Origin of the sequence: Paenibacillus sp. OAS669, assembly GCF_014873645.1 — a bacterium.
In the GTDB taxonomy this organism is placed as follows: Bacteria; Bacillota; Bacilli; order Paenibacillales; family NBRC-103111; genus Paenibacillus_S; species Paenibacillus_S vulneris.
The window spans coordinates 875,966-890,076 of the sequence record NZ_JADBDR010000001.1; the positions used below are offsets into that span (position 1 = coordinate 875,966).

Annotated in this window: 11 protein-coding genes; 6 read left to right on the forward strand and 5 right to left on the reverse strand. The window is 50.8% G+C overall.

Annotated elements, in window-relative coordinates:
- Positions 1-109: 109 nt before the first annotated feature.
- Positions 110-2,050: a methyl-accepting chemotaxis protein gene (locus GGC63_RS03475; protein ID WP_192701102.1), complete on the forward strand. Its 1,941-nt coding sequence runs from the start codon at positions 110-112 to the stop codon at positions 2,048-2,050.
- A 257-nt stretch (positions 2,051-2,307) separates the two neighbouring features.
- A complete protein-coding gene (locus tag GGC63_RS03480; protein ID WP_192701103.1) occupies positions 2,308-2,829 on the forward strand; it encodes a MerR family transcriptional regulator in 522 nt (173 codons plus the stop codon).
- A 96-nt stretch (positions 2,830-2,925) separates the two neighbouring features.
- Here the strand turns inward: GGC63_RS03480 and GGC63_RS03485 are convergent, their stop codons facing one another.
- Positions 2,926-3,948 (reverse strand): Gfo/Idh/MocA family protein, encoded by a 1,023-nt coding sequence (locus GGC63_RS03485; RefSeq protein WP_192701104.1) that lies wholly within the window; start codon positions 3,946-3,948, stop codon positions 2,926-2,928.
- Between the two features lie 215 nt (positions 3,949-4,163).
- Here GGC63_RS03485 and GGC63_RS03490 point away from each other — a divergent pair, with 215 nt between their 5' ends.
- Entirely contained in the window at positions 4,164-4,964 is an 801-nt protein-coding gene (locus tag GGC63_RS03490) for a polysaccharide deacetylase family protein (RefSeq protein ID WP_225947882.1), read from the forward strand.
- A 232-nt stretch (positions 4,965-5,196) separates the two neighbouring features.
- Positions 5,197-7,305 (forward strand): LTA synthase family protein, encoded by a 2,109-nt coding sequence (locus tag GGC63_RS03495; protein WP_192701105.1) that lies wholly within the window; start codon positions 5,197-5,199, stop codon positions 7,303-7,305.
- 95 nt (positions 7,306-7,400) lie between these two features.
- Here the strand turns inward: GGC63_RS03495 and GGC63_RS03500 are convergent, their stop codons facing one another.
- The 4 genes from GGC63_RS03500 to GGC63_RS03515 form a co-directional block, all read right to left on the reverse strand.
- The gene (locus GGC63_RS03500; protein WP_192701106.1) at positions 7,401-8,120 is read right to left on the reverse strand and encodes a TerC family protein; all 720 of its coding nucleotides are present in this window, start codon (positions 8,118-8,120) and stop codon (positions 7,401-7,403) included.
- A gap of 185 nt (positions 8,121-8,305) precedes the next feature.
- The gene (locus tag GGC63_RS03505; RefSeq protein ID WP_192701107.1) at positions 8,306-9,832 is read right to left on the reverse strand and encodes a tripartite tricarboxylate transporter permease; all 1,527 of its coding nucleotides are present in this window, start codon (positions 9,830-9,832) and stop codon (positions 8,306-8,308) included.
- A gap of 60 nt (positions 9,833-9,892) precedes the next feature.
- A complete protein-coding gene (locus GGC63_RS03510) occupies positions 9,893-10,354 on the reverse strand; it encodes a tripartite tricarboxylate transporter TctB family protein (RefSeq protein ID WP_192701108.1) in 462 nt (153 codons plus the stop codon).
- A 13-nt stretch (positions 10,355-10,367) separates the two neighbouring features.
- Positions 10,368-11,429, reverse strand: coding sequence for a Bug family tripartite tricarboxylate transporter substrate binding protein (locus GGC63_RS03515; protein ID WP_079908433.1), 1,062 nt, complete (start codon positions 11,427-11,429; stop codon positions 10,368-10,370).
- Positions 11,430-11,748: 319 nt separating this feature from the next.
- On the opposite strand from GGC63_RS03515, the gene GGC63_RS03520 reads away from it, so the two are divergent.
- Entirely contained in the window at positions 11,749-13,359 is a 1,611-nt protein-coding gene (locus GGC63_RS03520) for a sensor histidine kinase (protein WP_192701109.1), read from the forward strand.
- On the forward strand, positions 13,356-14,072 hold the full coding sequence (locus GGC63_RS03525; RefSeq protein ID WP_192701110.1) for a response regulator: 717 nt from the start codon (positions 13,356-13,358) through the stop codon (positions 14,070-14,072). Before GGC63_RS03520 ends, GGC63_RS03525 begins: the two co-directional genes overlap by 4 nt.
- Positions 14,073-14,111: the final 39 nt, after the last annotated feature.

Below are 14,111 nucleotides of genomic sequence, written 5' to 3' on the forward strand. Positions count from 1 at the left end.
ATATTTGGCACTGTGTTAATAAACCCTTTCTATACTATAGGAAAAAGGATCTAGGACTTCGATCGAATGTCCCGGTTCTATTAATGAAGGAAAAGTGGAGGGGTTATTCATGAGCGCAAAGACAAAGAAGCTGCCGACTCTATCAAATTGGACTTTAAAAATGAAGCTGATGATCGGCATGACCGCGATGCTTGTCTTGTTTCTGATCGCAGCCTTGTACAATCTTCGTCAAGTGGATCAAATGAAGGTGCATCTAAGCCAGCAGAACGATAAGGTGGAATTAAGGCTAATGGCCCTGGAATTAAAGGAAATGGTGCAGGAGCTGAATATCATTGCATCAGGCCTTGAAATTTCCAAGAAAGCCGAGTACATCCCTAAATATAATGAGAAAAGACAAGTTTTCGATGGAATGATCAAAAGAATAGGCGATACGGCCACCACAGCAGAACAAGCCAAATGGCGCAGCAAGCTGATTTCGTTAACGGTTGAATATACGAATACGTTCGACGTTGCAGCCAAACTGGTTCAAGAGAACAAGCTCCCTGCGGCGGACCTCGATAAAAATATGGAGTACTTATATAATGAATCACAAAGATTGATGGCGGACATATTCGTCAATGTGGACCAATTCTATATCGCCTACTCGCAGGACGCGGCGCAAGCGATAGCGGAAACCCAGACGCTGCTGGACCGTACGGTCATCGCCATGTGGATAGCCTCCTTCCTTGTCGTCGTATCGGGTGTCGCCATCGCCGCGCTGCTGATCGGTTCGTTCGTCAAGCCCATCCGCAAGTTGCAGCAGGCGGTACAAGCCATGGCCAGGGGCGACTTAAGAGCCAAAATCAACAGCAGCTCCAAGGACGAGCTCGGTGAGCTGAGCCGCAGCTTCGACCACATGACCGATCAGATTCGCGACATGCTCTCGCATTTGCAATCCATTGCCTTGTCGCTTTCCGAGCACTCCAGCTCCTTCCACGGCTTCTCCAGCTCTACGGCGGCCGCCAACGCTGATATTATCCGAGCCATACAGGAAATATCTACGGGCGCTGATCAGCAGGCCGGACAAACGGAGCACAGTACGTATCTGATTGCCGAGGTGGAGCACGAGATAGAGAAAATAGCAGAGAATTCCAGAACGATTCAGCAAAAAAGCCGGGAGGCCGCATTTAACACCCATTTGGGCTCCACCTCCATGGAAACATTAAGAGCAGCTACCCAATCCTCCGAAGAGGTGCTGAACAAAGTGTACGCCGCCATGGAAAGCCTATCCGGCAGCACGGTGCAAATTCATCAAATCATCAATACCATTACCGATATCTCGCATCAGACCAATGTATTGGCTTTGAACGCCGCTATCGAGGCGGCACGTGCGGGCGCACAAGGACGCGGCTTCTCCGTTATCGCCGAAGAGGTCCGGCAGCTGTCTCAGCAGACGAATGAATCGTCCAAATCCATCGCGGTCATTATCCGTGCGCTGCTTGAGCAGACCAAGGAGCTTGAAGCGAACCTGAATGTCGCCAGACAATCGTTCGATCAACAGAACAACAAAATGACTGAGAGCATCGACGCGTTCCAACAGATCCGCACGTCGATGGACATTTTGTCCGAGCATATCGACCATATGCAGGAGCAAATCGGCACCGCGAAGGAAATGAACGGCAAGCTGGTGGAGTCGGTTCAGTTCGTCGCAGCTATCGCTCAGGAAACGGCGGCAGGTGTGGAGGAGGTCAATTCCACCTCGGTGCAGCAGGACACCGCTATCCAGCTTATTGCTTCCCAAGCCGACGATATTCTGGAGCTGTCGAGCAAGCTGTTCCATGAAATTCATCAATTCCAGATTGATGACCATGCGGATCAGGAGACCGGTCTTCCCCCGTCTTCCGCCGGTTTGATGAAAGAGGAATCACGCACAGAAGCGGACTCCGAAACGGACGTGAATGCAGCCCGCGGCCAGGTAGAAGAACCTGCTGTTGAGGAGGGAGCCGGGACAGACCCGGAAGCAGGTCCCCGCAAGCAAGAGGGGGAGAAAAAGCTCGTTAGCATAGGATAAAAAGGATAGACTTCAGGAGAAGGGCGAAGCTTGTCGCCCTTCTCTTTTTCAAATTTGACCTTTTTCCCGAATTCCCCGCCTTATTGACACGCCGCCGGGAAAGATTGTCGCATCCATGACGATTGCATAGAAAAACTACTTTCTTTAGCGAATGAGCACTACCTTTGTCACCCTTGCAGGGACTCGGGGAAATGAGGCGAATAGCTAGTATCAGGAAGCAATCATTCATTTCAAGAAACAGATCGGAGGATGTGAAGATGGAATTTGTATCTACCAAAGAAGCCGCTCAGATGCTTGGGGTAAGCTCCACTACGGTGAAGCGTTGGGTTGCCTTTTTTCAAGGATGGTTTCAAAAGGATGCGCTCGGTCATTACATTTATTCTCCCGAAGACATAGAACGTCTGAGATCTATTCATGAGCAGCTTCAGCAAGGCAAGACGATGCAGGCTATCTTGAACGAGGACTCTCATGCTGTGAAATCGTCCCCGTCATTCGTGCCTTCACAGCCATCTCCTGTTACGGAGGAGCTTCTTCAGCGTATCAATCAGCTGGAGCTTCAGCTGGCGAAAAAAGCGGACGATATCGTTTCCATGCAAATTTTGCAGCATCGGACCGAGCTTGAGGAAATACGCAAAACCGTTCAGGCATTGGCGGCGGATGTTGAGAGCATTCAGCGCTCCATGTCCCGCTATTCCGAACGTACCCTCGCCTCCCTCCGCGAAACGCCGAAAGCCGCCAAGAAAAAAAGCTTCATGAGCGCATTATTCAGCTTGTTCTAATGTCCCTTATACACTGTCATGAGTACAGGAAAATGCCCTGCGCTCCACCGATCGGGGATGCAGGGCACTTCCATCGTTTTCACAAGCTTCTGTCAGTTATTCTATGTGAGCAACTTCCACTCGCTGTCCCGTACGGATGGAGTCCATAACAGCCTGGGTGAACGCCATATAACGGACTCCGTCGGTGAAAGACGGACTGCCTTTGGTGCCGCCGCGCACCGCTTGAATGAAATCGCGCTCTACGGTCCACTCTTTGCGCTGCGCTTCCGGTACCTCCAACTTTCTTTCCTCGCCTCCGGTATGTAAAGCCAGCTGAGTCCGTTCCGGATAGCAGGTCAGCGTCCCTTTGCTTCCATAAATGGTCAGCTGGGATTGTCCACCCTGCACCGCTCCTGTGAACAAGGCTGTCAGCAGCGGCCCCCGGGCAAACTGCCCCAGAACCGTAACCGAATCCGGCAGCTCCACCCTGCTCCTGCCATCCCCGTCTTGAGGCCGTTCTTCCACCCAGATGCGCCCGTCTGCACATAAAGATTGCAAAGGACCGAACCATTTATTCAGCACTTCGCCCATAATCCCGACATCCAGCACATTGATTCCTTGCAAATCCGCTCTCTGTCTCCAATACAGCGGCTTGGACGCATCCGCATATTGCGATGAAGGGTGTGTCAAATGAACATGACGAACCTCGCCAAGCTCCCCGTCCTTCAGCAGCTGCATGACGAACGGCTCTACCTTCATATAATTCGGCGGAGGGCACAGCATCGTCGTCAGGCTCGTCGATTGGTCCAGCTTGTACATCTGCAAAGCATCCTCCAGATCCATAGCCATACGGGCTTGCGAGAATACATGCTTCCCTCTGGCGATGCAGTATTCCGATATTTCCCGGTGCAGAATCGGCGGCGTGCAGATAAATACGGCATCTACCTCGGAATCATCCGCAACCTCCTGCCACGTCTTATATACCTTGCGGAAGCCGAACTGCTCGGCCGCCTCCTGTGCGTTCTCGTATCTCCGATTGGCAACAGCCGCCAGCTCAACGCCTTCTATTTCCTTCAAATTGGGCAGATGACGCGATTTGGCGATCCCTCCGGCTCCGATCATCCCAATGCGAATATTCATATGCAGATCATCCTCTTTTCTTCGATAATGGCTGCGTTCACACTTTCATATATCCTTTTTCTTAACCTCTTTCATCATAATCAAATCCGTACCGCATGAAAAGACAAAAAGCTCCAAATATTTCTTTATAATAGGTCGACAATTCACGACAAATTCCCTCGCTTGGTCTATAATAGATTCATAGATTGATAGACATAATAAGGTGAGTGGAATGGATGAGCAAGTACGCGGCAATTGTAGTTATTTTGATGATCATTTTCTTAGCGGGATGCGGACAAAAACCGGTAAAACAGGAAGCCGTCGAACCGTCTCCGGCACCTGAACCGGCATTAAGCTCCACCCCCATCAGCCAGACCTCCATAACTAAGGAACCGGTTCATCACAGCAGCACCGTTGTGAACCAGGTAAAAATGGCTGAAAAACGCGTCGCATTAACATTTGATGATGGCCCCGACACCAAGTATACGCCGCGGATACTGGATATTTTGAAAAAGCACGAGATCCACGCCACCTTCTTCCTGATCGGGGACAACGCGCGCAAGCACCCTCAGATGGTCAATCGGATTCTGGAGGAGGGCCATGTGCTCGGCAATCATTCTTGGGATCATCAGCTGCTGACCAAGCAGGATGCCGAACAGGTCCAAAGCGAAATCAACAAGACCGATGACCTGCTGAAGAGCATTACCGGACAAGCTCCGACACTCTTTCGCGCTCCTTATGGGGCGGTATCTGCCGATGTCCTGGATGCTGCTGGTGCCGCAGGGCATCAGATCATCGGCTGGTCCGTCGATACGCTGGACTGGAAGGGCAAATCCGCCGCAGAAATCATGAGCGCCGTCAAAAAAGAATTGCGTCCGGGAGCTATTATTTTGCAGCATTCCGCAGGCGGCAAAGGCGGAAATCTGAACAATACGATTGAGGCTCTTCCGTTGATTATCTCCTACCTGAAGGAGAACGGATATACCATTGTTACGGTACCCGAGCTGCTATCTGATGATCGCGTAGCCAGCAAATAGAGAAGTGTCTTTACCGGCAGAAGAAGGCCGCATGACCTTGTGAAGGGGTTGCGCGGTCTTTTCCTTTTGCAGGTCCGTATTTGAAGGCTTCCCCCGGTTGAAAAAACGGTGTGATAAAAGCGCTTCCAAAATGCGGTGCAGCCCCGAATTTTCCCTTATGTTCATGGCCCCCATGTATGCTATACTAGGATGGTATTTACAATAATTTAATATAGATAATGTGGTGATATACATGGGGGAGCTGCAGCTTGCAGTTCGCAATCAGGGGATCAAGGTCGCACGGCGGCTGCCTATGGTTGTCTGGTCTATATGGATTGTTTTTTTAGTGGAGCTCATGAGCAGAGGCGGCTGGGGAGATACCTTCAGCTGGACATTCCATGCCCTGCCCGAGCTGTTTCTTAACACGCTGGTAGTATTGGCAGTTCTCTTTCTTTTTATCGCTATTACAGGCAGAGTGCAGCTGTCCTTCTGGCTCGTTGCGACGCTTTGTCTTATCATGGGGTTAATCAGCGGAGTCAAGCTGAGCATTCTTGGCGTTCCCTTTCTTCCGTGGGATTTGCTGTTAACGAGCGAAACGAAGGATATGGTGCAATACCTCAGCGGACTTCTTAACTTTACGGTCATTTCCGGTATTATTGCGTTTATAGCGATCAGTCTGCTGCTGCTTTACAAGCTTCCGCGGTTTCCTTTCTTCTTCCGCTGGAAGCACCGTTTAGTTCTGGGCATTGCATCCGTTCTTCTATTGGGCTCGATCTACACCGACGGCTCTCTATCCTTGAAAACCTGGACCAAGGTTCAGAATTTGGCCTGGGACCCGTCGGAGAACGTGCGTACGAACGGATTTCTGCTCTCTACGATGATGAATATGAAATTCCTCTTTATGAGCCAGCCGGAAGGGTATGACGCCGACAGTATACGAAACGTCGTTTCATCCGTAACCCCCGCCGTCAGTGATCCGGGGGACGTTAAGCCGAACATCATCGTCGTACTGAGCGAATCGTTCTGGGATGCGACGCAGATCAAGAATATCAAGTTCAGCCGCGACCCGCTTCCGTTCTATCATGAATTGGTTTCAAAGTACACCAGCGGCACCATGCTCTCCCCGCAATATGGCGGCGGAACGGCAAATGTGGAGTTTGAGGTGCTCACGGGCAATTCGATGCGTTTTCTGCCGCAGGGCTCAGTAGCTTACAATCAATACATTAACAAGGATATCGATTCGCTGGCCGGAATCTTATCGCGGCAGGGCTACAAGACGACAGCCATTAACCCGTTTCACAGCTGGTTCTATAACAGCAAGAAGGTTTATGAGAAATTCGGGTTTTCCAAATTCATTTCACAGGAATTTATGAAGCAGGATTATGAGGGGCCTTATCTTGCGGATCGCGAGGTGGCAAGGCAAATATTCGAAGCAAGCGCCCGGACGGAGGGACCTGACTTTATTTTTGCCAATACGATGGAAAACCACTTCCATTACTATCCGGGTAAGTTTAAGGAAAATACGATTGAGGTGACCGGTGTCACAGGGGAATCCAAAGGCTTGCTCGAAACGTATGCGCAAGGACTGCTTGGCGCTGACGACATGCTGAAGCGCATGGTGACCCATTACGAGAGCATCGACGAACCAACGATCATCGTGTTCTTCGGGGATCATTTGCCTAGCTTGGGCGACGACTATAAAGCGTATAGAGATACAGGCTACCTAGAAGAAAACGATCCTGATTTTCTCGATAAAATGTACCGGGTTCCCGTGCTGGTGTGGAACAACTACCTGCATGTGCCGAAGGAGCATTTGGATATGAGCCCTTCGTTCCTAGGACCTTACACCTTGAAGCTGGCGCAAAGGCCAGGCAGCTATTACACGGATTACTTGTACCAGCTGTACCAGCGAATTCCGGTCATCCCGCCGGAGAATCGGTATGCGGATATGAAAATAAGCAAGGAAAGCTTAAAAACGTACGAAAGATTACAGTACGACATTGTATTTGGTCAACAATTTGGCTACGATGGCCTGAAGAATAAAATCCATGACGAACATTACACGCTCGGTACGGGATCCATGGTCATCAACAGCGTTCAAGCCGAGTCTTCACAGGATGGGGATGTGTTGAAAATCTCGGGAGCGAATCTTCCGTTCAACAGCATTCTAAGCATTAACGGTGAGCAGGTTCCGACCCAATGGACCAGCGACAAGGAGCTGAAGGCCTCCATGCTTCCGGATAAGGCCAAACCAGGCTCATCCCCGCTAAAGCTTGAAATTATTGTGAAGGATTCGAAAAATGCCATCATAGCTAAATCCAACGAATACGATTATTCAAGAACCGCCGTTGGGGTCAAATAGCCTTTCTCCAAACAACAAGCTCGGCCGGATCTCTGCTTCCATGCAGACGCATCCTGCCGAGCTTTTATCATCTTAAGCCCTAAGCCCTGACTTTTTTATACGTGACTCTGTACCTCTTGTTCTTGTGCCGCCGGAATCTGCTGCCCCTTCTCCTTATGCTGCCGCTTCTCAAGCAGTTTGCCTATAGCGACGACGAGAACGCCGAGCGCAACCGGAATTAGCGTATGAAGCGCAGGACTGAGCGACTCTACCGCATGACCGACCATCTTGTCGTTAAGTATCATTTCTCCCGATGTATAGCCGAGCAAGGCGACCCCGAGCAGCACAATAACCGGGTAGCGCTTCATCAAGCTCATCAGCAGCTTGCTTCCCCATATAATCAATGGGATGCTGAAGGCAAGTCCACATCCGATTAACAGGTAATTCCCTGCGGCGGCTCCGGCAACAGCAAGCACATTATCCAGACTCATCACCAGATCGGCGACAATAATCGTTTTGATGGCTGCTCCGAGCCGATGACTGGATGCGAGCTTCTCCTCGTGATCCTCCTGCTTCATTAATTTCAGCGCGATCCATAATAACAGCACGCCGCCCGCCAGCTGAACATAAGGAATTTGCAGCAACCATACAGCGGCAAAGGTCAGCACCACCCTGAGTACAATAGCTCCCAGGCTCCCCAGAAAGATCGCCTTCTTTTGCTGCTCCTGCGGCAAGCTGCGGCATGCAAGAGCGATAACGACCGCGTTGTCACCGCTTAAGACGATATTGATAAACATAATCTGCACAAGTCCTAACAGCAACCATTGAACATCCATAGCGGTTTGTTTCCTTTCTTAATGTGTTCTGCCAATAGGGTTCCCGATTCCAACGCAAGGAATAGTACGGGCATGGAGGACCAAATACTATATTCATATGGGATTTCCCTACAAAAAAGAATACCTTGATAACGGCTAAGCAGCAGTACCGGCTTTTAGCGCCGGTACTGCCGCTCCCGTCCTCTTTATCCTTCTTCGTTAACCAGTACGTTCTTCCCTCTCATCTTGAGGAACAACGGAATTGTGATCCACAATAATCCAATGATCAGGAAGACTAATGATACCGGCTTTTGCAGAAAAATCATGAAATCGCCATTGGATATTGTCAGCGCTCTTCGCATGTTATTCTCCATCATCGGGCCCAGAATAAGTCCCAGCACGAGAGGCGCCAGCGGGTAATCATTTTTCGCCAGAAAATATCCGACAAGGCCGCAGCCCATAATGAGCAGCAGGTCGAAAGTCGAGTATTGTACGGCATACACGCCGAACACCGAGAACACAATGATCAAAGGAATTAAATATTTGGTCGGCGTCTCGATGACCTTGGCGAATACTTTCACGAGAGGCATGTTCAAAACGAGCAGCATCAAGTTGCCGACAAACATACTGGCAATAACACCCCATGCGAGCTGTGGATGGTCCTGGAACAAAAGCGGACCCGGCTGCACGTTATACATGATAAAGGCGCCCATCAGAATCGCCGTCGTCCCTGAGGACGGGATTCCCAAGCTGAGCAGAGGGATCATGGCGCCGCCGGATGCGGCATTGTTCGCCGATTCAGGGGAGGCAACCCCCTCAATAGCCCCTTTGCCGAATTTATCCGGGTTTTTGCTGAGCTTCTTCTCAACGATGTAAGCGAAGAAGGAAGCCAGAATGGCGCCTGCTCCTGGCAGCAGACCAATAAAGAAGCCAAGTACGGAGCCCCTTGCGATCGGGGCCGCGCTATCCTTCAAATCCTGCTTCGTCGGCAAAATGCGGTTGATCTTCGCAAGCTCGCCGTCGTTGCCTTCCCGCTCCAGGATCGTCTTGAACACTTCGCCTACGGCGAATGTACCTACGGCAACCGTTAGAAATTCAAGCCCCTGGTATAGCTCCGGAATGTTGAAGGTAAACCGTTCGACTCCGGACACGCTGTCAATACCGATCGTCGCGAGCAGCAAACCGAACGCGGTCATCATAAGTGCTTTGACCATCGATTTGCCGGCGAGTCCGCTTATCGCCAGAAGGCCCAGCACCATCAGCGAGAAATATTCCGCAGGACCGAATTTGATCGCCATCGCGGATAGCGGACGTGCCAGAAAAATCAAGCCGATCAGCGAAATGATGCCTGCCGCGAAGGAGCCGATGGCTGAGATTGCGAGAGCCGCCCCAGCCCTGCCCTGTTTGGCCATTTGGTAGCCGTCAAGCGTTGTGACGACAGAGGAGGACTCTCCGGGAGTGTTCAGCAGAATCGAGGTCGTTGAACCGCCGTACATAGCGCCGTAGTAGACCCCTGCAAGCAATATGATGGAGCTGGTAGCGGCTTCTTCGGGCCCCAGCCCGCTTGTCATCGTCGCCGTGATCGGGATCAGGAGCGCAACCCCGCTCATGGGTCCGATGCCTGGAAGCACACCGACGACCGTGCCGATTAACACTCCCAGGAAGACGAATACGAGGTTATGCCATTGCATCGCTGTTCCTAGTCCGTGAAGCAAATAATCTATCGTGCTCAATTTCATTACCTCCTGCAAGCTTATGCATGGAACCTATGCTTCTTCCTTAAGCTCGTAAAATTAAGATAAGCCTAGCCAAGTTGGGAATCCGGGAAGAGAACCGTCCAGCACGTTAACATACAGAAAATACACACCGTACGAAAATAATGCGGAAATGAGCAGCGAGATCCAGATTCTTCCCCTTTGCATCGTCTGAAAGCCTATGAACAGGAATAAAAACGTCGAGATGACGAACCCGATATCCTCCAGAAAATATGCGTACAGGACAGCTGCCGCAAAAATAATACCAAATCTTTTATAGTCCAGGTTCTGCTTCTGTTTCTCTGCCTGCTGCCTGCGAAACGTCTCGTAGATAAGTCGAAGGCTCAAAAGAGCGAGAAAAGCGCCTAGCACCATAGGAAAAATGTTCGCCCCGACATTGCTGCCGTACGCGCTTGTCGATATGCTGAGGCTCCCGATGGCGAAGGCTGCGCCTATCGCCAGAAAAACAATTCCGGCGTAACGGTCAAACGTTTTATTCATAGCCATCCTCTCCCTACTTCTGCATGCCCAATGCGGTCAGAACATCTTTGACTTGCGTCTCCTGTGCGGTTAAATAAGCTTTGAAATCGTCCGCTTTTTTATAATCCGTTTCCCAGTTGTTCGCCTGCATTTCTTTTTTCCATTGCTCGGACTCTACCATCTTCTTCAGCGTATCGTCCCAAAATTTCTTGGCGTCCGCATTCATCTCTTTCGGACCGAAAATGCCTCTCCAAATGAGGAACTCCGCGTCAATTCCCTGCTCCTTCACCGTAGGAACATCCTTCATGCTGCCGCCGAGCCGTTGAGGGGCCAATACAGCAAGCACCTTGATTTTGCCTGCCTTCAGATATTGATCCAGCGAAGAAGCATCGGTGCCGAGCACGTCCGCGTTGCCGCCGAGCAGCGCCGTTAAGGCTTCGCCGCCTCCGTCATAGGAAACGTATTTGATCTTCTTCGGATCAATTCCATATTTAAACGCCGGCAAAATAGAGACAAGGTGGTCCATGGAGCCCGGCGCAGAGCCGCCGGCTACGGTCAATTTGCTCGGATCGGCCTTCATGTCGTTCAACAGCGATTTCAAATCGTTATACTTGGAGTTTGCGGCGACCGCGATCGCTCCGTAATCCTTGGTCAATTGAGCAAGCGGCGTCGTATCCTTATAGCCGAACGGCGTGTTGCCTTCTTTTTTCAAATTGTTGATCAAGATCGGCGGAGAGCTCACGAACAGCTTGTAATTGTCCTTCACATCCTTGGTCGCGTATTCCGCCATGAAGACGGTGCCGCCCCCGCCCGGCTTGTTCTCAACGGTAATCGGCTTATCCAGCGACTTGGTCTCCGAAAGCACCTTGGCTATTGTTCGGGCCGTCATATCCCAGCCGCCCCCCGCACCGGATGGAGCAATCAAGCTGATCGCCTTTTCCGGATATTTCGATGCGGACGGCTGAGCAGCGTCCTTGCCTTTCTCTCCTCCTGCTGCCGCAGGCTTCGATCCCGCATTGCCGCAAGCTGCCAAGCTGATAGCCAAGAGACCGATGGCTGTTATTTTTAAAGACGACGTCCAAACAGGTTTTAACATGTTAACCCCTCCGTTATTTATCCACCATATTGTATGCGCTTTCTTTGAAGCGTTTTCAGAATACCATCACGAACGGAATTATAAAAGTTTAACGAAATTAATTTACATTAACTCCTTTGTGGGCATTTTGTTCATATTGTTCACGGCGTAAGCCGGCAAATTCCAGCACAAGCCAATTGCTCAAACGGCGGCTACCGTTTATGATTATCTGAGGAATATTCATTCCGAGTTCAAACGTGCAGTAGGATATGATAAATGAGCCGTATAACCTGTCGCCGACTTAGTCTCAATCATTCATCCAAAAACGGGGGTTCTTACCATGCGGCTGCAAACCAAGCTTATTCTCATTATTTGTTCGCTTCTCTCTTTAGTTATTGTCAGCCTCGGATGTATTTTTTACTATATAACGACATCGGTGTTTGAAGATCAGATCGGCAACCGGGCGCTTAAAGTGGCCGAAACCATCGCCCTTATGCCCGAAATTCGGCATGCCTTCTATGAGCCTAATCCGTCGGAGACCATCCAGCCCATTGTGGAGACGATTCGTGAAAAAATCGATGCCGAATATATCGTGGTAGGCAATCGGGACGGCATCCGCTATTCCCATCCCGTCACGGACCGAATCGGTAAAGAAATGGTCGGCGGTGATAACGGTCCCGTGCTGGAAGGTAAATCGATCATTTCCAAAGCTACCGGCTCTCTCGGTCCTTCTCTTCGGGGAAAAGCTCCCGTCTTTGATGAAAACGGTTACGTAATCGGTATCGTATCCGTCGGCTTCCTTACCGAGGCTATCGATCACATCGATGACATCTATCAGCTTAGAGTAGAATGGGTTACTTTGATCGTTCTTGCCGTTGGTATAGTCGGGTCCATCCTAATTGCAAGAAGTGTTCGGCGCTCCATCCATGGCCTGGAGCCGGAGGAAATCGGCGCCCTCTATACCGAGAAGCAGGCGATTCTCGAATCAATTCACGAGGGGATCATTGCCGTGAACCGCAAGGGAATCGTTACGCTTGCCAACCGTTATGCCCTGAAGCTCCTTCAGCTGCCTGAGAATGAGAGCATCGCAGGAAAGCATATCGAAGAAGTGATTCCCAATACGCGCCTTCACGAGGTCGTTCGAACTGGAAACGCGGAGGTTGACCGTGAAATGATGATTGGCGACCTTGAAGTTGTCGTCAATCGGGTACCCATCCTGGATATGAACTCCCAGGTTACCGGGGCGGTTTCGAGCTTTCGAAGCAAATCCGAATTGTACCGGCTCGCCGAGGAGCTGTCCCAGGTTCGGCGCTTCGCCGATGCGCTTCGGGCGCAAACCCATGAATTTTCGAATAAGCTGTACGTCATTTCCGGCTTAATCCAGCTTGAATCGTATCAGGAAGCCGTTGATCTCATTACAAGGGAAACGAACGTTCATCAAAATTTCGTGCAATTCATCATGCGGGAAATTCCCGATCCTATGATCGGCGGGCTCCTGATCGGCAAATATAATCATGCTCAGGAGCTGAAGCTGACCTTTGAGATTGATCACGAAAGCTCCTTCCGCGATATTCCGGAGCAGGTCGACCGCAATTTACTTGTCACTATCATTGGTAATTTGATCGACAATGCCATGGAGGCGGTGCTCGCGTGTGAAGACAGACCCGAGAAGCGAGTCCAATTGTTTATGACCGATTTGGGGGAAGATCTTATTATTGAATGCGAGGATACCGGGGTAGGTATTTCAGAAGAAATGGCTCACGCTGTATATGAAAAAGGCTTTTCGACCAAGGAAGGAGACCATCGGGGAATCGGACTTGCCCTGGTGCAGCATGCAGTTGGCAAGCTGAACGGCTATATTACCTTTCACAAGAACCCTGCCGGAGGCACCATCTTTACGGTAGCCCTACCCAAAGCAGGTCAAACTCGGGAAAAGGAGGAACTGAAATGACTGTTCAAAGCCAACTTCCCACGGTTGAAGTGCTGATTGTAGAGGATGATCTAAGAATTGCCGAAATTCATCGGCGTTTTATCGAGAAGGTAGAAGGCTTCGCCGTCGTCGGCATTGCGACAGACGAATCCCAGGCCAAGGAGCAATTGGATATTTTGCGGCCCCATCTCGCGCTTCTCGACATCTATTTGCCGGGATCGAGCGGCCTGGACATCTTGCAATATATCCGGCAGCATTATCGGGATACGGATGCCGTGATGATTACGGCAGCCAAGGAAGCCGAGGCGATCCGGGAGGCCGTGCGCAGCGGCGCCTTCGATTATATTATGAAGCCGCTTATCTTTGACCGGCTGCAGGAGACGCTGCTTCGTTATCTCGATTTTCACCGCGAGCTGAACCGGTTGAACGAGAACCGAAGCATCAGCCAAAGCGATGTGGACCGCTTGCTTGCAGGATCCGCGAAGAAGGAAAGCAGCCCTGAGGTCTCCTTCCCGCCCAAAGGGATCGACAAGCTGACCCTGGTCAAAGTGACCCAGACCATCTCCCAAGCCCCGGACGGCATGACGGCCGAGCAAATTGCCAAACTCATCGGTGTCAGCCGATCCACCAGCCGGCGTTATCTGGAGCATCTGGTTAGTCTCGGCACCGTGTACGCCGATCTATCCTATGGTGTTGTCGGACGGCCCGAAAGGGTATACCGCCAAAAGAAATGAGAACCATAAACAGACTCGAGAGAACCAGGTTCCCGAGTC